Genomic DNA, 22,012 nt, shown 5'->3' on the forward strand with positions numbered 1-22,012 from the left:
CCACGATAGGGTAAATGGCCTATGTCCCGTTCGCGTAGGGTGTTGCTGGTCGCGCTGTTCGGCGTACTGTCCATCACCGGCCTTTTTGTCAGGTTAGCCGTTCCCGGCCTGTTTCGCCGTGTGCCGGTCGCCGTCGCCAGCGCGTCGGAGCCGCCGTCTGGAAGGGTGCGATTAGCCGTGCTTGGTGACTCCAATAGCCAGTCCTACCACGACACGGTCATGTCGAGCGATCCGCACGCGCGAGGGGGCCAGTGGCGCGCGACCACGTGGCAGTGGACCGAGGTGCTCGCCCAGTTGCGGGGAGACCAGATCGACCAGGGCAAATGGGGCGTTTGGGGAACCGGCAAGTATCGGGCCATGGCCAGCGAAGCTTTGGGTGCGCTCGCCCGCACGCCTCCCAAAGAGGACTACCGTTATAACTTTGCGGTTAGCGGCGCGACCTGCAGCCAGTTGATGGGGCAATCGCAGCGCCAGGCGATCCGACTCGTCGATTTGATGGACATGGAACCGCAAGCCTGGCGAGGCGGCGTCGTACTGGTCCAGATTGGCGACAACGATCTCAGCAGCCACGAGCTTTTTGACGAGCTTTCCCGCGATCCCGATGCCGTGCGCCCCGCGAGCGCAATCAATGCCTGCATCAAGTCCATTGCCGAAGCCGTCGCGCTAATCCAAAAATATCACCCTGATACCTATGTCGTGCTTGTGACCGGGGGCAGCGACGCCGATTGGCCTGGCGAGTTCAACAGTTGGCAATCCGCCAGGGAGATTGCCAATATCGACGCCGGCATTGATCGTTTCAACAATGGCTTGCGCGCGCTCGCCGCGGCGAACCGCCATGTCCATGTTCTCGACGCTGGCTTGTGGTTCAGAAGCCTGTGGGGCAATCGCGATGATCATGGGCGCCCGAATTACAAGACCGTGCATCTGGGGCCTGGCTGGGCAATCACCAATACCACTGGCGACGATCCGCACAACACCTACCTTTCAGACACTCATGCCGGCGTCGTCTGGAATACCCTTTGGGCACAGTACCTTGTCACTTCACTGAACGCCGCTTTCGGGCTGCATATCAAACCGATCACGGACGCCGAGGTCGTCGATTTTCTCCGGCCAAGCTTCAGAGCCGCCGACACACCTTCGGCGACCAGGCAGGAAGCTGTCAACTAGACCGCTCATCGCGGGTAAACGCCCTAAACCGGTCTGAATGTTCGTCAACGCACATCTGGCCCACAGACGCGATAGTAGCCTGCAAGCAATACCCTCTAACCTGCAAAGGTGTGCCATGTCTGTGACCAGCAATGGTGCGGTGTTGGCCGAAGCATCACCCCACCTGACCCCAGACGGAAAAATCCTGCACGCTTGCAATCAGGAATTCAAAAGCAACTTCAATCTGCATCCGTTCAAATTCAATCACCTGTTGCATGAAAGCGGCTTGTTCGAGATCCCAAGGATCGAGGAGGTCGCCCTGCGGATGCTTGAAAAGAATGGCAACGTCCGCGCGATCAACTTCAAGAATAGTTCGCCGGAATCCAGATTCAGCGCCATGCCGCATAGCACGCGGCTGAAAGAGGCGTTTGCGAGCGTTCACGAGAACGACTCCTGGATCAAACTCACTCAGGTACACCTTTACGACGCGGACTACGCCCTTGTCCTCGACTCGATTACAGCCGAGCTCGAGGAGCTGTCCGATTATCCGCTGCGCAGCGACATCACCCTGGTGACGATGACACTGTTGGTCTCCTCGCCAAAGATCTCGACACCCTTCCATATCGATCACGAAACCAACTTCCTTTTTCAGTTGCAGGGTTCAAAGGACGTCTGCCTTTTTCCGGCTACCGATCGCGAGCTGGTGCCCGACCAGGAGGTGGAGCGGTACTACGCCGGCAACTTCGAGGCCGCGCGCTATCGTCGTCAACTGCAGAGTCGCGGCACGATCTTCCGGCTCAACCCGGGCGAAGTGGTGCATCACCCCTCATTGGCGCCGCATTGGGTCAAGAACGACGACAACATTTCGGTGAGTATCAGCATCAACTACTGCATGAGGTCGCTCGAGCGACGTGCGCGGGTTTATCAGGCCAATTACGTTCTGCGCATGATGGGGCTGAAGCCGTTGCCGCCCGGCGTTTCACCGTTGCGCGACAGCTTGAAAAGAAAGGTCATCTCGACGCTGGAGCACCGCCATCCCAAAACGTTCGCGGAAGTCGTTCACTCGCCGGTGACCCGATTGAAGTCCCCGCTGAATGCGGTTCGGCGGCTGGTCAAACGCTGAACGCTTGCGATTAAATCGTTACGCCAGTCGGGCACCGTATCGAACCGGAAGACCGTAGTCGCTTCGATCGTAAGGACGAAGCCCTCCTCGGGCCCCGCGCCGTACCCAGGACGGACCACCGACTCAGCCGATTCTCTCTACCAGTTCTCTCCAGCTAGCGAGTATGGGCTCGCGCGCAAAAGTGCGGAGATGCGCGCGCGCTTGGGAAATTCGCCGACTACGCTCCTCGCCAGACAGTTCGGCTAGCAAACGCATACCATACGCGATGGATTCCCGGGCTAGCGGATCAGCGCACAGCATTGCGTCCCCCCCCACTTCCGTCAGGATACTCGCGCGGGAAACCAGGCACGGCAAGTCATACTCGATCGCCTCTATCACTGGCATTCCGAATCCCTCCAGCAGACTCATCAGCACAAAACCGGATGCGTTGCGGTAGAGCCAACGAAGCTCGTCATCCTGCGTATATCCCGGCATCACGACACCGGCAGATTGCCTGGCGAGTTCAATAGCGACGTCGGCACCAGGCTCGCGCCCGCCGACAATGACGTACTGCCACCCCTTCTCCACAAGCCCGCTTGCCGAGAATGCCTCGATACAACGGGCCTGATTCTTACGGTTTCCGATACTCCCCACTGTCAAAAGAAAACGGGGCGAAACGCCCTTCACCGGACGCCCTTCCCCCTCCTTGACTCCCAAGCGGGTTGGAATATAGATGACGGTCGACGAGGCAAAGTCATCACCATATAGCTCATGAAATTCTCGCTGAGAGCTCTTGCTGACAAATACCATGTGAGGCTTCACCCTTCGGATCTGATCATAGGCCCGAAGGTATAAATCCTCCACACCCGGCGCGAAATATTGGGGGTGCGTGATCGGCCCCACATCGTGGCAAAGCACAACGTCCTGCGCTTCCAGACGATGGCGAACGACGCTTAATGGATCGAGATGCAGTGTAGGACGTGGATCGCGGATGACCGGCAAAAGCGAAACCAACCGCGAGCTATTTACCCTCGCAATGGTTTCCTCGTGGGTCAGCCTGCCCGCGATACGGCGCATCAAATCATTTCTTGGAAATTCGTGGAATCGTCCATAGTGGATACTCGCGACCCTGCTGCCAAGCGTCGAAATAATATCTTTGCCCAGAAATAGTTTGCCGGTTCGATCATTGAGCGCCAATGAGAAGTCGACACCGATAGACATTGCTTGCCCCCCAAATCGCATTCTTTAATGAAATCAGCCGGTCACGGCTTTCACTGTCTCGAACAGGTCGCGCGCCGCGCGCTTCCATGTGAAGCCGCCCGCCTGGCGGCGCCCGGCGGATATCACGGATTGCCGGACTGCTTCGTCGTCGAGCACAGAGAGAATATTCATTCGCCACGCATCCGGGCTATGAGGGTCGGCATAAAGCGCAGCGTTTCCGCAAACTTCGGGAAGCGCGCCGAAGGGTGCGGCCACCACCGGACAGCCGAGCGCCATCGCTTCCAGCGGCGGCAAACCAAACCCTTCGGTTAGCGAGGGAAATGCAAGCGCGCCGGCATTGGTCAACAGTCCGACGAGCTCCGCATCGGTAATCCGGCCCGTAAATCGCACGTTGGGCGGGACGTCATGTCCGAGACTCTCGAAATCAGCTCGCGTCGCGCCGCCGAACAGCACGAGTGGGACGTGTCTCAGCTGTTCGCCCGCGAAAGCCTTGAGCAGTACGCCAATGTTCTTGTGCTTCTGGGTGTTCGCGAGCGCAACAACATAGCGCTTCGGATCGAGGCCCAACACCGCAATTCGCCTATCGTCTGGTCGGATCTGTAAGACGTGATCGCAGCCGTTGTGCACGACAACGATCTTGTCGGCGCGCGCAACGCCATAGTGCACGAGTTCTCTTTTGGAATACTCAGAAACGGTGAAGATGATCTTGTGCCGCTTCCCAATGAAAAAGAACAGAAACTTGTACCAGAGCCGAAAAGACAGGGAGTACGATTCGGGCGCGGAATAGACTTGGGCATCGTGTATCAGCGTCGCCGAATTGCGATGGAGCAGCGGTCCGAGATTGCAGAGATTGAGAATGAAACCCTTTCTGCTCGCTAAGGGTAAATAAAACTGCTCCCACGCGATCTTGTGCATCCTGCGCGCCCACGGGCTCTCGCGAACGCAGGAAATATGGCGATAGGCTGGCACCTGCACGCCATTTCTGGCGACGACAGCGTAATCCATCCCATTTGCGGCTTGCGCGGCAATCAAGGCGTCGGTCGCTGCGATGAGCTCCTCGGCCACTTTGTGTACGCCCGTCGGCCCTGCCCCGAAGAACTTGCCGTTGAACGCTATCGTTTTCGACGCGATCCTTTTCATACCATTCCCGTGCACACAAGCGTCAGTCTTTCTCACATGAAGCCCCGCTGGCCCGCGGACTATGGCTAGAACGGTCGCCGCGAATCCTTCAGCGACGCCGCTGCCGACGTTACGCGCGACAACATACCTCCAGCCGGTATGCTATCGGCACAGCGAGCGCGGCACTGCTGGCTACCGCACGCTCACGTGCGCAGGCCCGCGCCGACGGTCATACGACCAAAGCCGATCCACACGTCCGCCGGCTTCGGTCTTGTGACAGGTAATTCCCGCACATCGGCTCATACAGGTGTATCAGCCGCCGTACTATCGAGAATCGGTTTGACAGCGGAGCGGCCAAATCGGGAGATGAAAAAAGCTCGCAGGGGCGTATCGACGAAACGCATGATGAAGTAGCTACCCAGCAGGATCAGCGGGACAAACAAAGCGGCCTCGAGAAGCGGATCCTTCCGGTGCATCAGCTCCTGATAAATTCCATTGAGCCAGACAAATAGCGGGTAATGTAACGCGTACACCGGATAGGACAGTTCGCCCAATACGAGTGCGGCGGTCCGTACCGGCCCCGCGAGCGCAAACGAGGAACCGCCGAGAATCAGCAACGGCATCACCGCGGCAGCCCACAGCCACTGTACGAAGAAGGAAACCTGACCATTCCATCCCATGATCACGAGGGTCGCGACGGATGCCGGCAGGAAAAGCGATTTCCAGATCTTCAGCGAGAGCAACCCGAACTTCACATCCGTGTGATAAAGCAGGACGCCCAGATAATAGGCGCCAAATACGCGCGGGAAGCCGGAGAGGAAAGTCTGCGGCGTGTCGCCTCCCATTCCGAACACCGCGGTAAGCGCATAGCCTGTGAGCGCCACGACAAGTGCGAACTTCATTCCGTCGAACCGGCGCGTGAGCATCCAGAAGAGATTGACGACCAGTTCGAGAAATAGCGTGTATTCGGGGCCGTTGAGCGGGAACACCTGCGGCCCGCCAATTGCGTGGGGAGCACCAAACGTCGGGATACACGAAAGACCGAAGAGCGTGGCGGCCGCAAGCCAGCCCGGATGAATGTCGGCGTCGTGAAGCAGAACCAGTCTCGCCGCCAGATACGATGCACTCAACAGCGTTCCGATGCCTATCATCGGCATCAGCCGGATGAGTCTGATACGCGCGAAGAGCGCGCCGCCCATCCCTCTTTCGAATCGGCCCCGGTAGGCCACACACAGGACGTAGCCCGAGAGACCGAAAAAGAAGTCGACAGCAATGCCCGCGTTGGGGGCCAACCATGGAATCCCAAGCCAGTGATTGAGATGAAAGAGCAGGACCGATATGGCTGCAACGCCGCGCAGGCAATCGGGCACCGCCAAATGGGAATGTTTGTTCATCGCAGTCGCCGGCAGTTTCTATAGAGTCTCGGGTCGCTCAGGTGTCAGCCTTCCTCGCAAAAAGTCCCATAAGCCGATCAAATTGCCTATTAGACGTCCGCGCCGGTCGATCCACGGCTCCGGCGCAACGCTTCGAACAATATTGCTCGCGACGTTGCGCACGACGTGATCGAGCGCGGGACGCAAAGGCATTGTTTTCTTTTTCACCAGGTAAAGCGGATTGATAACCTGCGAATACCCGAGTTTGCATCCGGACACCCGGCCGCGCTTGATGCCCAGATGCACCCCGAGCGCCGTATTGATTCGGACGACTAGCCCACCCCGATTCCAGATCTGTCCTCCGAAATCGCGGTCCTCCTGCCAGCCATAAAGGACGAGGCGCTCGTCAAAGCGAAGGCCAGCGATGCTGCTGGCCCGGAACGCCATATTGCATCCGTAGGGACCGCCTGTCGGCGTCACGACCAGGCCATCCGGAAGTTCGCCGATCCTGGTCACCATGGTTCGCCCCTCTTCAAAGGAATAACCCGGCCCATGGATGCCGTCGGCGATGACTGTCCCGGTAACACAGGCAATGGCGGGATCCCTGTCCAGCGCCTTCAACACTTCCGAAATCCACGCGCCATGCATCAGAAAGTCGTCGTCCAGGAAAATGACGACGTCGACGTCGTCGGGCACGTGGTTCAAGGCATGATTGCGTTGCGCGGTGAGCCCCGGCTTCCCTTTAAGCACGACCAATCCGGGCTGGACCGCCAGATCGCCAACGTCCTCGTCCGTCACGCACGACACGATAATCAGATCGGGCCTTACCGTTTGCAGATCGACGAAGGCGACAACGTGTTTAAGAAGCTCCGCGCGGCCACGCGTGGCGAAGATCAGGCAGATTCGCGGATCCTTGTTTAAGGAAGGTTGGCTCATTTGCGTCACCTTGGTTATTCGTGAGCTGACGATCGAATCCATCAGGCGCCTCGTCGATCATTGCAGGATGTCTTGCGCACCGTAACCGCCGTTACTCGAGCCATCTGCTGAATCTCGCCTGCCACGAGACCCCTTCCTCGATTCCAAAAATATCGCGGATCAGGCCGGCTCGCCAGGTGCCGACGACCAGCATAAGCAGCAAGGAACCCTCCGCCAGCAAACGCGCCAACACCATGCCTGTCGCGCCCCAGTTGCCCGCAAGGGGAATGGCCGCAGCCAGATTCACCAGCGCGGCAGTCACACCGCTCAAGGCAAGGAGTTTTTCGAGTTTGCGGGGAATCAGGAAATACATGCCTAATACCCGCGTGCAAACGGCGAGTGGCAGCACGAGCACCATGATTTTCAGAATGGGCACTGCGTGGCCGAATTCCGGCCCAAACAGGAGCGGTACGAGCCAATCGGCAAGCAATTTTGTGATGATCACCCCGGCTACCGCTCCGAGGAGAAAGATCGCAAAAGTCCGTCGAGCAATCAGATTAGCTCGCGCCTCATTACGGGTAACCAGATACATGACCTTGGGCGCCAGAATCTGGCTCGCGGGCGCCATGATGCTCAGCCCGGCAGAAACCAGGCGCTCCGAAAGACCGAAGGCACTTACCTCCGCGGGCGAGGCCAACAGCGACAATATATAGGTGGACGCTACGAGCACCAGGACCGCCGTCCCACTGTAGATAAAGATAGTGGCCGATCGCTTGATCAAATTAATGGCCGCCCGCACGGACGCGATCACTCCGGTGTATTCCTTTCGGACAAGCCAATAGGCCAGTATCGTCTGGGCCAGATTGGAAGCGAAAATTACCGGGAAAACGCGGTCGATGTCAGCCGGTTTTCGAATGAAGGAAAACAGCAACGTAAGCGAAAGCATGAGCCCCAGCATTTCGATCATCACACTCGTTCTCGGGCGTCCCGTGCTGGTGAAATACCAGCCCAGATTGAAAGCGTTCAGCAGCCCCCCGACGACGACAAAAAAGCTCACACCGGGAACACCGGAAATCATTTCCGACCTGCAAGCCGCGATCGCGCCTATGATCAAGCCCGGAATACACAGCAGCAGCCGGGCCGTGAACTGATCCCGAAAAATGGAATCGCGCTCACCCATGTGTTCGGTATGGACGATATCCCGTCCCCCGATGGTGGAAAAGCCGAAATCGACGCACAGCCAGATCGTGCTGGACAGCGACATCCCCGCTAGCACCACGGCGTAGCCGCTGGAACCGAGCACTCTTCCGTAATAAGGAACCAGGATGAGTGGATAGATGTACCGCACCACGTACGAGAAATAGACCGCTAGTAATTCGATTTTCGAAAACGACGCGTGAACTTTATTCATGAGCCCCCCTGACAGCCCATGCGGCGCGCGCGGGCACACGTCGCGGCACACGTGCCGAGAGCGCGCCTGCTGCGGCCGCAAATATATAGAAACAAGTACCTAGCTCGAAAACGCTGAGCGAAGCCGACGCCACGATCAACGTAGAGATCATCGCGTGCCGCGCCGCATAGCAGACGGCCCTTTCCGTGAACGGGTAATGGGCAGGCACCGGCAACAGCAGTGACTTCCCAAGGAACATGCCGTAGCACACCACACCGACGACACCAAGGCTTGCCACCAGCACCACCAGAAAGCTCGACGCACGAATGCTTCCCAGCCCAACGCCTATTCCATACGTGTCGAAGAAGTTGGTGATACCTTGAGCATTCCAGCCCATTCGCTCGACACCGGAGTCGCTACCCGCCTTGCTCAGGACTGCGGCATCGACGAAATCCCCGAGCACTTTCACCACCCCCGGCAGAAAGACGATCACGTAGAGCACGCCCAACAGACCCGCGCATGCCGAAATAACACATAGCCGTTGCTTGCGTACGGTGGCGAAACGCGAGATCACGGCGGGCCGACTGAAGAGCAGAATGAACTGATACGCACCTAACCCGACATACGCGGTTCCCGAAGTCGACAGAAGCAGGAGGCATCCCGTTGCAGTCGAAAGCGGGCCGGCCAGTTTCGGGCGATAGCCGACGAGCCAGAGATTCAGGCAAAAGACAAAGAGCGGCAGCGTAAACGCCGCAAAGCCGGAGGTTTCACTGAACGTGCCGCTGATGCGAACCAGACCGGCCATTTCCTGGCCGGTCAAATCGGCGAACTGCGCCGTCTTGATAGCGGAGAGGACGTCGAGGCCAGCCGCGTGCGCAGCGATATCGATCAGGCCGGCAAGCGTGTCTAGCGCGGCGAGCAGAAAAATGGCATTTGCGAGCGTCCTGTACACACCACGGTACTTGAGGAACGCGATCATGGAGCAATACACCACAACATCGGCGATGCAATAGATCGTCTGAGACAGATTGCCAGAGACAGGGCCAAGTGGCTGCAGTAGGATGAACTGGCTGCTGCGGTCGACAGGGAACACGAGTGTCGCGCCGCTCAGCAAACGCGGCAGCAGGATGGCACCCGTAACACCCCAGAGGCAGGTGCAGAGCAGCCAGAAGCCGGGCTTGCCTTGCGCGACCGCGTCAGCGAACCCCTTCCCGCCCACGAGATTGAACGCCCTGAGTGCGAAAAACGCGAGAAAGACTTGTGCCGGCAAAATGCCGATGCCGCCCAGTCCGAGCGCGAGCGTACATCCGAACAGGGAAAACACCGCCATGCCGTAAATCGCGCCGCGATAGGACACGTAGAGCGCCGCCAGTCCGGCGACGAACACGATGACTCCGAATATCGTCAGTTCCACTTGCCGAACCCCCCATCCGTTCACCCAACCTTGTTGCGTGAACGATGCCGTTATCGCGCCAAACTCAGGCTGAATGCCAACGCCGCACCACCGGCGGCGCATCAGCAATCGCCTTGTCGGCATCCATTGCTCGTTCCACTACGCTTAGAAATTCCTGCTTGAATCGCTCCTCCGTAAAGCGCATCGCATTGCGACGGCAAACCTCCGGTTTGGGCGCTGGCAACCGTTCGAAACGCTCCACCGCATCGACGATCGATTCCACGCTCTGCTCACTGAAGAAGAGCCCCGTGCCGCGTTCGGGATCCGGCGAATCCACCACGATCTCCCGCGACCCTCCACGCCCGAAAGCGATGACCGGCGTGCCGCAGGCCTGCGCCTCGACAACCGAAATGCCAAAGTCCTCTTCCGCTGCAACGACGAACGCCCGCGCACGCTGCATGTAGTCGACCAAGACCTCGTCGGGCTGATAGCCAAGCAAGGTCACATTGGACGTAGCACAGCCCTTGACGCGTGCAAAATCGGCGCCGTCGCCGATCACCACGAGACGCCGCGACGGCATCGCCGCAAATGCCTCGACGATGAGAGGAATCCGCTTGTATGGCACCATCCGCGAGGCGATCAAATAGAAGTCTTCGTGGTGGTTAGCCAATTCGAAGCGCTCCACATCGACTGGCGGATAGACCACGGCGGCCTGGCTGCCGTAGGCCTTGCGAATGCGCCGCCCCACAAACGCGGAATTGGCAACGAAGGCGTCCACGCCATGCGCCGTGCGCTGGTCCCAGATACGCATGTAATGAAGCAATGCGCGCACGATCCAGCTTTTCATGCCGCGCTGCAGTCCGGCCTCGCACAGATACTGGTGCTGCAAATCCCACGCGTAGCGAATCGGCGAATGGACGTAACTGACGTGCACCTGGTTCGGCCCCGTCAAAATACCTTTTGCCACGGCATGGCTTGAAGAAATCACGAGATCGTACGAAGAGAGATCGAACTGCTCGATGGCCAGCGGCATGAGCGGGAGGTAAGTCCGAAACGATTTGCGTGCCCGCGGCAGATGCTGGATGAACGAGGTCGTTGCATGCCTGCCCCCCAGCACCCCCCGCTGAGATTCCGGGAAGAAGTCGACGACGCTGTACAGATCGGCTTGTGGAAACAGCTGAAGAATCTGTTCCACGACCTTTTCCGATCCCGCGTAGGTGACGAGCCACTCATGCACGAGCGCGACACGGCCGAACCGGCGTGCGTCGTTGGCAAGATTGGATGCAAGCGTTACGTTAGCCACGGCGAGATCTCCTCGATCAACCTGGTGGCAGTCGTTTGCCAGGTTAGTTCTGCGGTCCGGGCGCGGCCTCGCTCGCGCAGACGCTCACGCAGCGCGGCATCGCTCGTGATTCGTTCAAGCAATCTCGCGAGTTCCGCTGGATCGTCCGGCGACGTGTAGAGCACGGCGTCGTTGCACGCCTCCTGGACAGCCGGCAGCCGCGAAGCGATGACGGGGCAGCCAAGCGCCAGCGCCTCGACAGGCGGCAGCCCGAAACCCTCGTAACGCGACGGATAAACGAAGCACGCGGCGCGGCGATAGAGCGCCGCGAGTGCGCCGTCACTCACGTAGCCGAGATGCTTCACGAACTCGGGCAACGCCTCCTGGCCCGTCCCGTAGACTCGTGCATCGCCGCCGCCCACGACAATGATGTCGAACTGAGCGTCACGGATGAGCCGTGCAGCATCGGCCACAAGCTGAAAATTCTTGTGACGGTTAAGGCTGCCCACCGCGAGCACGAATGGACGCTCGCCAAACGCGTTTGCCGCGTTGCCTCCATCCTGTTGCACACGCAACATATGCTCGCCGCTTTCCGGCACGACGCCGATCTTGTCCACAGGAATACGGTAAGCGTCAGACAGCTCGCGCCGAGAAAATTCGGACACGGTAATCACACGCCGCGATATGCGGCCAAGACGCGGCGCCATCAGGCGATACCAGGCAACAAAGGACCGGCTGTAGCTGTCCGGCACGCGCGCGGGCGCCGCGTCGTGCAGCACGGTGATTTGACGGCGATACCAAAGGGGCCCGGAGTTGCAGAGATTGAGCAGCAGCCGGCCGCGTGCGGCTTGCGGCAGCGCCAGTTGTTCCCAACGCAGGCCACCTCCCTTTCCACTCGCGCGCAGTGCGACGTGCCGAAATGGATTCGGCAGGGCGGCCAGCGCGGCGGGTACGATGATTTCGGTCCGCAATCCGGCGACGCACGGGTCGCGCAATTCGATCAATTGATCGAGCGCCCGGATGGTTTCGAACGCAAAGCGATCGACACCCGTCGCGCGGCGACCCAGGAAGCGGCCGTTAATCATCAGATTGGGGGCAAGCACGTGTTTCGTCCCAAGGTGGAAGGCATCGCTCACGGCCGGATTCAACGGGCCACGCCATGCAATTCATATGTGTAGAAGTGTGGCCGGTCTTCGCACAGGCGAATGTTCGCCGTCGCTCATGTCGCGCCAACTCACGCGTCCAAAGGCGGTTTTGGAGAGTCAGTCGCTAATTCAGATGGAAAGTCGCCGCTAATGCGATTGGCGGTTCCTGTCAAACGACGGATGACTGAAGGGGCGTGGTGAGTTCGCGTCTCGTGCGGGCAGACAGTCACGCCGCCGCCGGTGAAGTGGGCTGAAGCCAAGGCGAATCCGCTCCAGCCCAGGAGTCCAAACCAAAAGGCGCCGCTCGACCGGCAAATCGATGGACCGCGGCGCTGCTACCGACGAGCACACGACTGCCGGCAGTTCCCGGCTACTCCGCCTTCGCGCTGCCCGTGTCCTTGGCAAAGCCGTAACTCGAATAGCCGTACGCGGCATATTCGTTGCCATAGCGTCCCGGACGCGATGTCATGTCATTGAAGATCACGCCGCGAATTGGCACGCCAACCTGCTCAAAGCGACGTACGGACTCGCGTAGATCGGTCACGCTTGTCGCGCCCTGGCGCGCGATCACGAACACTGTGCCCGCCAGTTTCCCGATGATCCCGGCGTCGGCCACCGGCAAAATCGGCGGCGCGTCGATGAGCACGAGTTCGTACGTCGAATTGGCCCAGGCCACGAAGTTCCTGAAAGCGTCTTTTTGCAGCAGCTCACTGGCATTGGCCACATAACCTCCGGTCGCGACGAAGTCGACGCCCGGCATTACGTCGCGATTGACCACGTGGTCATAGCTTTGGCAGGGCTCGAAGATGTTCGTGACACCAGGCATACTCGGCACCGCCATATGCTGGTTCAACGAGCCCCGCCGCAGATCAGCGTCGATCAGGAGCACACGCTTGCCCGACGCACCGAATACAGCCGCCAGATTGACCGAAACGAACGACTTGCCGACCATGGGTGTCGGCCCCGCCAGCAGCACGACGCGATTGTCCGCGTCCGCCAGCGAATGCTCGAGCGCGGTGCGGAAGCTGCGCAGGCTCTCGACCGCCGGGTCGAACACGGCCGTATGTGCGAGCACTGTGTTCGCACCGGGCGCGCCATACGGCAAACGACGCGCGAGCGAATGCTGAATGCGGCTGCGCGGAACGGCCGCGAAAACTGCCAGCCCGGTGCCCGCTTCGATCTCCTCCACGACGGAGACGCCGCGGTTGAGCCTCTGCCGCAGCAGCACGAGCGCAGCGCCGGCAAACAATCCGGTAAACACGGCCGCGATCACGATAATGGCGCGCTTCGGCCGAATCGGTCCTTCAGGTGGCACTGCGGCGTCGATCATGCGTACATTGGACACGCGCCCTGCCTTGATCAGACGCAGTTGCTCGCGGCTGTTCAAAAGATTGGTGTAGATGTTCGTATCGACGGTCACTTCCCGCTGCAGGCGCACGAGCTCCTGCTCCACCGGCGGCAGCGCGCGGGTCTGGCCGGCCAGGTGTTCCAGCGACTTCTGCGCTTCGGACAGTTGCCCGTTGATGGCGACGAGAGCCGGGTTGTCGTCGGTGAATCGGGCCATCGCCTGGGCGCGTTGCTGTTGCAGATCGGCGATACGCTGCTGCGCCAGCGCCGAACTCTGCAACAGCGCCGACGCTTCAGCGTCCAGGTTGACGGCCCCGTGCGCCGAGCGGAAAGAGTTGTACTCGTTCTCGGCTTTCTCGAGCTGGGCCTTGAGCAGAGGCAATTGGCGGTCGAGGAAGGCGATCTGCTTTTCCGCTTCTTCCTGCGTACGCTGGGCGTTCTGCCGGATGTACTCGTTGCCGATCGCGTTGAGAATGCTGCTCGTGAGTACCGGGTCTTCACCATCCAGCGCGACACCAATGACATCGGATTCCTTGCCCTTTTCCGTAATGGCGATTGCCGTCTGCAGCGACTGGATCGCGCTCAGTTCGGACAGGCGCATCACATTGAAGACCGTGCCCGGCTGCCCATCGATCCGGCCGACGACGAGGTCGATCGAGCCTCCCACCGTCGGGGCGTGCAGTGCTTGTCCCACTTGCCCTTCGAGCGTGATGCCGCCGCCCTCGAGCGTGTAGGCCCCGTTACCCCGGTAGGTCAAGACGAACGGCCTGCCTTGCAGGCGCGTCGGCACGTCGAATTGCCTTACCTCGATCGCCTCGCCGCCCCATGCGTAGCCGCCCCAGCCCGACCAGTGGTCGAGGCTCAGACGTTGCGCGGCCCAGCGGCCCACCACGGGGAAATAGCGCGGCGTTGCCTTGATATAGAGCTTGGTCGCATCCACGGCGGAGGACACGACCATCCGCGAACGCAATACCTCCATTTCCGCCGATGCCTGTGTCTTGACCGCGAACTGGGAGGAAAGATCGGCCAGCGCCGATTTTGCCGCGTTCGGGCTCTCCTCCACCTGAATGAGCATGTCCGATTGATAGACAGGGGATGCCAGTACCGCATAGAGGGTGCCGAAAAGCGTAAAGATCAGCGTAACGATCAGGATCGTCTTGCGGCCCGCGTAAAGTGTATCCAGCATATTGCCCATATGTCCGCCGTCGGGGGCGATCGGCATGATCGTCTCCGCAGGCCCTTCAAGCAGATAGTCGCGGTTATTCATTTTGTGCCCCCGAAAGCGAACAGGTCGGCTGACGCGGTTCGTGTGGTTTGTATTGTTCATGTGTACATCAGTATCCAATCGCACGGCTCGTCGCAGCGGCCTGGGTCGTCGGCAAAATCAGGCTGATGACACGGCTCCACTTCACGAGAGTAGACGTATCGACGAATACGACATCGTTGGGCTTGAGCTCGAACGAATCGGCCGTGGCCATTGCCGATGCGCTGCTCGCGTCGAGATGGAACACGGTCGGCTGGCTGGTATCGCGTCCACGTACGACATACACTTGCGACGCATCGCCCGACGACTGGTTGATCCCTCCCGCATTGCCAAGTGCCTCGTTGAGCGACATACGTCCGTTATTGAACATCACGCCGCCAGGACGCTCGACCTCGCCGACCACGAAAACCTTGCTGTCCATCTGGGCGAAGATCCGCACGAGGTCACCATCGTGCAGAACGATCCGGTCGGGATTGAACCCCTTGCGGATCATCGCCGGCATATCGATATCCACTGTGGTGTCTCCACGTGTCACTGACACATGCGAGCGGTCGGCATTGCTCGTGAAGCCGCCGGCCCGGTTGATCGCCTCGGGCAACGTCATCGGCCGGTCGTTGAGCACCTGCACGCCCGGCGTCTTGACCTCGCCGTCGAGATACACGCGCTTGCTGCGATAGGTTTCGATGCGCACAGTAATCTGCGGCTGACGTACGTATTTCGCGAGCTTCCCCGCGAGGATGTCGCGCACGCCCATTTCCGAAAGACCCGCGACTTTCAACGGACCAATATAGGCATACTGAATAAAGCCGTTGTTATCGACGGTGTAGCCGGACGCAACTGAACTGGCGCCCGAAGGACCGTCGCCGCCGCCACCACCCGCGGGCAGGTTGAGCTCGGGGTGATCCCAGACGACGATGGTGAGAATATCGCCGGGGCCGATTTCATACGGCGTGGCTTTGGCGAACATCTTTTCCACGTCCGCGGGAATGCCCTTGGGTCGCGCCGCAGCTTCCTTGTCCACCAGGTCCCTCGTGATCTCGACGAGCGTACCGGACGGCGCACCAGCGATTCCCTTGGCCACCACATTGTCGGGCACCGCCGTGCCAGATGCCGCACCGGCGCCCGGGTTCGCCGTGGAGCCCGCCGCTCCGGAAGTGTAGGTCATGCCCGGCGCCAGAGCACAGCCGCTCAGCGCCGTGAGCGCCAGGCAAACGGCACACGCAGCCCCGCGGCGCAGCGCGCCCGCGAGTCCAACATCCCGCCCGACACGCGCGTGCGCACTCCCGATCCAGTTCATCGCATTCAGTCCCATCGCAACACCCCCAATCCGTTACATGCGTCCCGGGTCATGCCGTGTGAACCGGATACCTGATATGTCAACCGCGTCTCGTGCTAACACGTTTGCAGCCCGCTTTCACCCTCTTTTTCGGCTCGCTCGTAGCTCAATACGCGCCAGTTCCGCGAATCACGACAAAAAACGTCTTGAACAGAATCCCGATGTCCTTCCGGAAGGTCCAGTTCTCCACATAGGAAACGTCGAGCAGAACGCGCGTCGCGTAGTCGATATCGTTGCGTCCGCTCACCTGCCACAGACCCGTGATACCCGGCGTGGCCATCAGGTAGTACTTTCTCGCCTCGCCATAGCGCTCCAGCTCCTGGTCGATGATCGGGCGCGGGCCGACAAAACTCATCTGGCCGCGCAGGACGTTCCAGAGCTGCGGCAGTTCATCGAGGCTCGAGCGGCGCAGGAAGTGGCCGATCCGCGTTACGCGCACGTCGTTCTTGAGCTTGAATTCACGCTCCCATTCCGCGCGGGCTTCGGGATCACGCTCAAGCAGATCCTTGAGCACCTGCTCCGAGTTCACCACCATCGACCGGAACTTGAGACAGCGGAATTTTTTGCCATGGCGGCCTACGCGCGTATGGCCGTATAGCGCCGGACCGCCATCGCGCTTGACCAGCAGCGCGAGCACGCCGAGCAGCGGCGAGAGCAGCACGATCGCACTCACTGCCGCCACAATGTCAAAGACGCGTTTCAAGGCGTGCCCGATGACAGCGCTGCGAACCTTGTCGCGCGAACCGATTTCGTAAGCTTCCCCGCGCCACCATTCACGGGTCAGTCGCAGCACGCTGAATTCCGAAAAGAACAGCGTGTGCGACAGCAACAGCGAAATACCCGTCGTCAGTGTCCAGTACATGAACCACGGCAACGCCAGCAGATGATCGTGATGAATCGCATAAAGCAGCACGAGTCCGCAAAGCTGCACCGCGAGCCAGGCGAACGCCGTGCGGCCCGCGACGCTGAAGAGCGACCGGCTGCCGCGCGTGCCATAGGTCCCGCACGCGGGAAAGACCGAGAGCGCGAGTGCCGCGCAAAATGCCACCAGCGTGGGATCGGGGTGATGCACCTCGGCCACCTGTCCGGAATTCAGATTCAGGTGTACGGCGCAAATGGCGCCCAGCACGATCAGCACGACATCGACCGTACGCTGCAGCACGATGTCGACCGTACGTTGCGCAAACTCTGACCGTTGCGTTAACTCTGACATTTCCCTACCCCAGTGCGTGTCGTGTTCGTCAGACATTCATGGGCTGGCAGTCGTCCGCCATCGGCGAACGCACGGAAATCCCCGTCTCAGGCGATCCCTACGTCACGTGCCGCCTGCCCCGATAACCCACGACAACACATTACGGCGCGAGCGACGCAGGAACCGTGCGCAATCCCACCAACAGTTTCCGATCGCCGCTGCCTCATGATGCGAACCACGCTGGGGGCGCTCTGCAAGTCACAATGCGAGCGTTGCGTTATGTGCGCAACCGCACATAACGCAACGGCTCTCGGACCCGGATCGCCTGATTGATATAAAGGATTCCTCAATGTTTACCCTGGAGATCGCGACAATCGACTCTATTTTCATGATTTGATCGCGACATCTGTGATAGACGGAATCTAGTCTCCTGTGGAGTGCCTATCCGTTCGCCGTCGCACACATGATGTGGCCGATGACACGGCAAAATGCTTTCTGGCTGGGCCTCCAACGTGGGTAAGCCAATTGAAAATGCCGGCGTGGAGCGAGCAAGCGCGCGTAATCGGTAGCCGGCAACCGCTCCACGCGAGGAATACGCCGTGATGCATTCCGCAGGAAACACCCATCGTCTGCCCACCGATACCGCCCGTTCGCGAGACACGAGACACGCGAAACGGACCTGGCCGTTCGGCATACGTACCATTGAAAGCCTGGCGGCAGGTATCTGCGCACTCGCATGCGTATCGGCGGTGCACGCGAGCGACGCTGTGCACGCCATGCCAGCCGACGAATTCCTCCAGACGCTCGCTGTCGACACCCACGTCAGCTATACCGACGGCGCGTACGTCAACGTGCACAACGTCGCCGACGATATGGCGTGGCTCGGTATTCACCACGTCCGCGACTACCCGCCCGGCTCTTCCATCCCGTTCTCCAGCTATGTCTATCTCGCGCAGCGCGGGGTGAAATTCAACTTTCTGATGGGCGCGGACTTCGAGAAACACATCGGGCAGGTCGCGCAGTTGAATACCGAGGTGCCCGGTAGCGTTGCGGCCATCGAAGGCCCCAACGAACTCAACAACTTTCCAGTCGCTTACCAGGGGCTGACCGGCGCTGCAGCCGGGCTCGCTGTGCAGCGCGACCTCTACGCACGCGTACACGGCATGCCGGAGCTCAAGGCGGTGCCCGTATACGACGCGACCGGCTTCGACCCCAAGTCAGTCGAGACGCGTGCAGCTTCGGCCGACTTTGCGAATCAGCATGTCTACCCGCAAAACGGCGAACAGCCCCTCTGGAACGCGAACGGCGACAAGTGGATGCTTGCGGCGATTCACCTGGGCCAGAGATTTCAGTTGCCGCTCGTCATCACCGAGTTCGGCTACTTTTCATTGCCGCAAGCGGGTTGGTACATGCTCGGCGTCGACGAGGACACGCAGGCCAAGGGCATTCTCAACGGTTATATGGATGCGGCGTCGGCGGGCGTGAAGCGGCTCTATGTTTATGAACTGCTCGACCAAAAGCCCGATCCGGCGCACAAGAACGATGAAATGCACTACGGGCTCTTTCGCAACGACAACAGTCCCAAGCCGGTGGCCTACGCCATTCGCAATCTCACGTCGATCCTGAACGCCAACATCACACGGCGCGCAAGCGCAGCGGCGAGCAACACGCTCGCCTATACGCTTTCGGATATGCCGCAATCGGCGAATAGTCTGCTGCTGCAGAAAAAGGATGGCCGCTTCGTGCTGGTGCTCTGGAACGAAACGCTCATCTGGGACCGTGCGACAGGAAAGCCGCTCACCAGCCCGCCCGCGCGCGTCGGTCTCGACTTTGGCGAAACAGCAAAACGCGTCGAACTGTACGATCCGCTCGCTTCGGCGGAACCGCGCAAAATCCATCGCGACGTGCGCCAACTCACCGTGGAAGTACCCGACCACGTCATCCTGCTCGAAGTCATACCCGCGAACGCGCCGGGAACCTGAGCGCGGCGCCGGCCGCAAGAGGTTCGGGGCGGGCAGCCTGTCCGCCTTTGTATAATCGCGCATTCCTTCTTCCGGTCGCGGTTTCCTTTCATGCTCAGTTTTGCCCTCGGCTTTCTCGTTTCCTTGCTGGTCACGCTGCTGATCGTGCGTTACGCGCATCTGCATGAAAGGTTTTCCGTCGATTCCGATCTCGTCGGCGTGCAGAAATTCCACGTGCGTCCCGTGCCGCGCATCGGCGGAACGGGCATCCTCGCGGGGCTGATCGTGGCGGCCGCGCAGTTGCACGGGGCGTATCCGGCCGTCTCCGGCGGCATACTCGGGATTGTCGCGTGCGGGTTGCCGGCGTTCGGTTCGGGGCTCATCGAAGACCTGACCAAGCGCGTCTCGCCGCTTGCGCGCCTCCTGTGCACGATGGCCGCCGCCGCGCTCGCGTTCTGGTTCCTCGGCATCGCGGTCACGCGTATCAGCGTGCCGCCGCTCGACTTTCTGCTTTCCTACGCGGCGATTTCGTTCGTGATCACCGTGCTCGCGGTCGCGGCGCTCGCCAACGCGATCAATATCATCGACGGCTTCAACGGCCTCGCCTCGATGGTCGCGTTCATGATGTTCGCCTCGCTTGCCTACGTGGCCTTTCAGGTGCACGACCCTGTGGTGCTCTCCGCGTCGTTCATCATGATGGGCGCGGTGCTGGGCTTTTTCATGTGGAATTTCCCCGCTGGCCTGATCTTCCTCGGCGACGGCGGCGCGTATTTCATCGGCTTCATGCTCGCCGAGCTGTCGATCCTGCTCGTCATGCGCAACCGCGATGTGTCGGCCTGGTATCCGGTGCTGCTCTTCATGTATCCGATCTTCGAGACCTGCTTTTCGATCTACCGGAAGAAGTTCGTGCGCGGCATGTCGCCCGGCATCCCCGACGGCGTGCACCTGCACATGCTCGTGTACAAGCGTCTCATGCGCTGGGTCGTGGGCGCGCGCAATGCGCGAGAACTCACGCGGCGCAATTCGCTCACTTCGCCCTACCTGTGGCTGCTCTGCCTGATCGCCGTGATTCCGGCCACGCTGTTCTGGCGCCACACGCTCCATCTGTTCTGCTTCGTCGTACTGTTCGCGCTCACCTATGTGTGGCTCTATGTGAGCATCGTGCGCTTTCGCTCGCCCAAGTGGCTCGTCGTGCGCCGGACGCGCAAGCGCTGAAAACGGCTTGATGTCACGCACGCGCCCATGCGCAGCCTCGGCGCATGTGTCCCCGCTTCGCGCGTAGAATTGAAAGGAACGGCGGCGCGCATGCCTCGTGCCCGCCGCCGCTTCCATTCGACGCTTATTTGCCGCCTATTCGATTCAGGGAGAGCCAGGATGACCCGTTATCTCGCGTTTGCGCTTGCACTTTTCGCTGTGACACTCGCCGCCTGCAACACCATCGCAGGCGCCGGCGAGGACCTTTCGAAGGGCGGTCAGGCCATCACCAATTCGGCGGAAAAGGCCAAGTAAGCAGTCTGTGCGCGAATCGCGGTGCGAGCACCCGCTCACACCGCGGCGCCCTCGCGCAGGCGCGCGATTTCCGCTTCCAGTTCCCGTACGCGGATCTCGCGTTGCGCGGCGGCCTCCTCCAGTTCGCGTATGCGCGCCTCGCGCTCGTCGAGTGCCGATTTCACGTCCGCCGCCTCAAAGCGCTGCGGAATGTGCTGCGGGCAGTTCATGTCCCACGCGTGCACCGTGAAGACGATCACCCGCTCGGCGCGCGCCTTGTAGCCCGCAGGCATCAATTCCTCGACCAGCGCCGGGTCTTCGACGACGCGCGCGCGGCCCCAAATCTTCACGCGCCGCTTCCGCGCATAGTCGATGACGAACAAATGCGCCTTCGGGTTATCGGCGAGGTTGCCGAGCGTGATGTATTGCTGGTTGCCGATGAAATCCGCGAAGGCAATGGTGTGCTCGTCCACCACATGCAGAAAGCCCGCCGGGCCGCCGCGATGCTGGATGTACGGCTGCCCTTCGGTATTCGCGGTGCCGAGGAATACGCTCGTTTGCGCGGCGATGAATTCCTGGATTTTGGGCGTGAGCGCCACGCCCCAGGCGTGATCGCGCTCCACGCTCGCATAGAGCTCGCGCGAACCCAGGCGCTCCTGCATCGCCTTGACCGTCGGCGTGAAGGCGATGTCGCTCGGATAACGGAGGATGCGATCGGCGGTCGAGGCAGTCGAGTCGTTCGGGCTCATGGCGGACTCCTGTGCAGCGCGCTGCGGAGTCTAAAGGCTAGGCGCTTGCACAGAAAAAGATAATCCACCGCCAGCAAGAATCATCCTCCCGAATTCTGGGAGGCAAGAGGCCAGCAGGCACGCGGCTCGCTGTTCCGACACTTTCGCGTCTCGCGCGAGCGCCAGCGGCGCGCCGACGAGCGCGGCGGCACTTCCCGTGCCGTGCGGCCCGAAGCGCGCTACCCTTGGTGTTTACGCCGCGAGGCCCGAGTCCACTCAACCGCCCGGCGGCCGCATGCGCCGGGTGCCATGGCAGTCGGAGTAGGAATGACGGTCACCCATCACCCCCTCCACAGATCCGTACGTGCGGAATTACCGCATACGGCTCCTGCCTTGGGTCGTAACGATCAGACGCTGGGACGGATACGGATGGCAGATACGCACGGGAGGCAACCAGTGCAAGACGAGGCGCTCCATTCGCTGCCTGGTCAGTCGACAGGTCTGGCTGCGGCGTCGCAAGGTCCGATACCACAGGCGTGCAATGTGGCCCCGGAAGCGCCCGAGGCGCGAGCCGTTGCGTGGCACACCGAAGTACCGGGCATGCCCGGCC

The 22,012-nt window shown here is 60.6% G+C and carries 17 protein-coding genes; 5 read left to right on the plus strand and 12 right to left on the minus strand.

What is annotated here, in order from left to right; genetic code table 11:
* Positions 1 to 21 precede the first annotated feature (21 nt).
* Together BFD71_RS28755 and BFD71_RS28760 are read left to right on the plus strand one after the other, a co-directional pair.
* Positions 22 to 1,167: an SGNH/GDSL hydrolase family protein gene (locus BFD71_RS28755; protein ID WP_069267703.1), complete on the plus strand. Its 1,146-nt coding sequence runs from the start codon at positions 22 to 24 to the stop codon at positions 1,165 to 1,167.
* 115 nt (positions 1,168 to 1,282) lie between these two features.
* Positions 1,283 to 2,269, plus strand: a complete 987-nt coding sequence (locus tag BFD71_RS28760; RefSeq protein WP_069267704.1) for a cupin-like domain-containing protein — start codon at positions 1,283 to 1,285, stop codon at positions 2,267 to 2,269.
* A gap of 123 nt (positions 2,270 to 2,392) precedes the next feature.
* Here BFD71_RS28760 and BFD71_RS28765 read toward each other — a convergent pair whose 3' ends face one another.
* The 11 genes from BFD71_RS28765 to BFD71_RS28815 all read right to left on the minus strand — a co-directional run bounded on the left by BFD71_RS28765 (position 2,393) and on the right by BFD71_RS28815 (position 17,246).
* Positions 2,393 to 3,469 (minus strand): glycosyltransferase, encoded by a 1,077-nt coding sequence (locus BFD71_RS28765; RefSeq protein WP_176732972.1) that lies wholly within the window; start codon positions 3,467 to 3,469, stop codon positions 2,393 to 2,395.
* Positions 3,470 to 3,502: 33 nt separating this feature from the next.
* A complete protein-coding gene (locus BFD71_RS28770) occupies positions 3,503 to 4,609 on the minus strand; it encodes a glycosyltransferase family 4 protein (RefSeq protein WP_069267706.1) in 1,107 nt (368 codons plus the stop codon).
* Between the two features lie 278 nt (positions 4,610 to 4,887).
* Positions 4,888 to 5,982 (minus strand): acyltransferase family protein, encoded by a 1,095-nt coding sequence (locus tag BFD71_RS28775; protein ID WP_069267707.1) that lies wholly within the window; start codon positions 5,980 to 5,982, stop codon positions 4,888 to 4,890.
* 18 nt (positions 5,983 to 6,000) lie between these two features.
* Positions 6,001 to 6,939, minus strand: coding sequence for a glycosyltransferase family 2 protein (locus tag BFD71_RS28780; protein ID WP_256094958.1), 939 nt, complete (start codon positions 6,937 to 6,939; stop codon positions 6,001 to 6,003).
* A 49-nt stretch (positions 6,940 to 6,988) separates the two neighbouring features.
* Positions 6,989 to 8,287 (minus strand): lipopolysaccharide biosynthesis protein, encoded by a 1,299-nt coding sequence (locus tag BFD71_RS28785; protein WP_069267708.1) that lies wholly within the window; start codon positions 8,285 to 8,287, stop codon positions 6,989 to 6,991.
* On the minus strand, positions 8,280 to 9,782 hold the full coding sequence (locus BFD71_RS28790; RefSeq protein ID WP_256094962.1) for a hypothetical protein: 1,503 nt from the start codon (positions 9,780 to 9,782) through the stop codon (positions 8,280 to 8,282). The genes BFD71_RS28785 and BFD71_RS28790 overlap by 8 nt, the downstream gene beginning before the upstream one ends.
* Entirely contained in the window at positions 9,745 to 10,962 is a 1,218-nt protein-coding gene (locus tag BFD71_RS28795; RefSeq protein WP_069267709.1) for a glycosyltransferase family 4 protein, read from the minus strand. Before BFD71_RS28795 ends, BFD71_RS28790 begins: the two co-directional genes overlap by 38 nt.
* Positions 10,950 to 12,044, minus strand: coding sequence for a glycosyltransferase family 4 protein (locus BFD71_RS28800; RefSeq protein ID WP_256094959.1), 1,095 nt, complete (start codon positions 12,042 to 12,044; stop codon positions 10,950 to 10,952). The genes BFD71_RS28795 and BFD71_RS28800 overlap by 13 nt, the downstream gene beginning before the upstream one ends.
* A 412-nt stretch (positions 12,045 to 12,456) precedes the next feature.
* On the minus strand, positions 12,457 to 14,700 hold the full coding sequence (locus tag BFD71_RS28805) for a GNVR domain-containing protein (protein ID WP_069267710.1): 2,244 nt from the start codon (positions 14,698 to 14,700) through the stop codon (positions 12,457 to 12,459).
* Between the two features lie 67 nt (positions 14,701 to 14,767).
* Positions 14,768 to 15,862, minus strand: a complete 1,095-nt coding sequence (locus BFD71_RS28810) for a polysaccharide biosynthesis/export family protein (RefSeq protein ID WP_256094960.1) — start codon at positions 15,860 to 15,862, stop codon at positions 14,768 to 14,770.
* A gap of 277 nt (positions 15,863 to 16,139) precedes the next feature.
* Positions 16,140 to 17,246 carry a sugar transferase gene (locus tag BFD71_RS28815; protein ID WP_069267711.1) on the minus strand — a complete coding sequence of 369 codons (1,107 nt, stop codon included), beginning with the start codon at positions 17,244 to 17,246 and terminating at the stop codon, positions 16,140 to 16,142.
* Positions 17,247 to 18,001: 755 nt separating this feature from the next.
* On the opposite strand from BFD71_RS28815, the gene BFD71_RS28820 reads away from it, so the two are divergent.
* The 3 genes from BFD71_RS28820 (at position 18,002) to BFD71_RS28830 (ending at position 20,695) form a co-directional block, all read left to right on the plus strand.
* Positions 18,002 to 19,207 carry a calcium-binding protein gene (locus BFD71_RS28820; RefSeq protein ID WP_141710830.1) on the plus strand — a complete coding sequence of 402 codons (1,206 nt, stop codon included), beginning with the start codon at positions 18,002 to 18,004 and terminating at the stop codon, positions 19,205 to 19,207.
* Between the two features lie 90 nt (positions 19,208 to 19,297).
* Positions 19,298 to 20,401, plus strand: a complete 1,104-nt coding sequence (locus BFD71_RS28825; RefSeq protein ID WP_069267713.1) for an MraY family glycosyltransferase — start codon at positions 19,298 to 19,300, stop codon at positions 20,399 to 20,401.
* A gap of 159 nt (positions 20,402 to 20,560) precedes the next feature.
* A complete protein-coding gene (locus BFD71_RS28830) occupies positions 20,561 to 20,695 on the plus strand; it encodes an entericidin A/B family lipoprotein (RefSeq protein WP_069267714.1) in 135 nt (44 codons plus the stop codon).
* A gap of 35 nt (positions 20,696 to 20,730) precedes the next feature.
* Here BFD71_RS28830 and BFD71_RS28835 read toward each other — a convergent pair whose 3' ends face one another.
* The gene (locus tag BFD71_RS28835; protein ID WP_069267715.1) at positions 20,731 to 21,423 is read right to left on the minus strand and encodes a pyridoxamine 5'-phosphate oxidase family protein; all 693 of its coding nucleotides are present in this window, start codon (positions 21,421 to 21,423) and stop codon (positions 20,731 to 20,733) included.
* Between the last annotated feature and the right edge of the window lie 589 nt (positions 21,424 to 22,012).

This window comes from Paraburkholderia nodosa, from assembly GCF_001718195.1.
Taxonomy (GTDB): Bacteria; Pseudomonadota; Gammaproteobacteria; order Burkholderiales; family Burkholderiaceae; genus Paraburkholderia; species Paraburkholderia nodosa_A.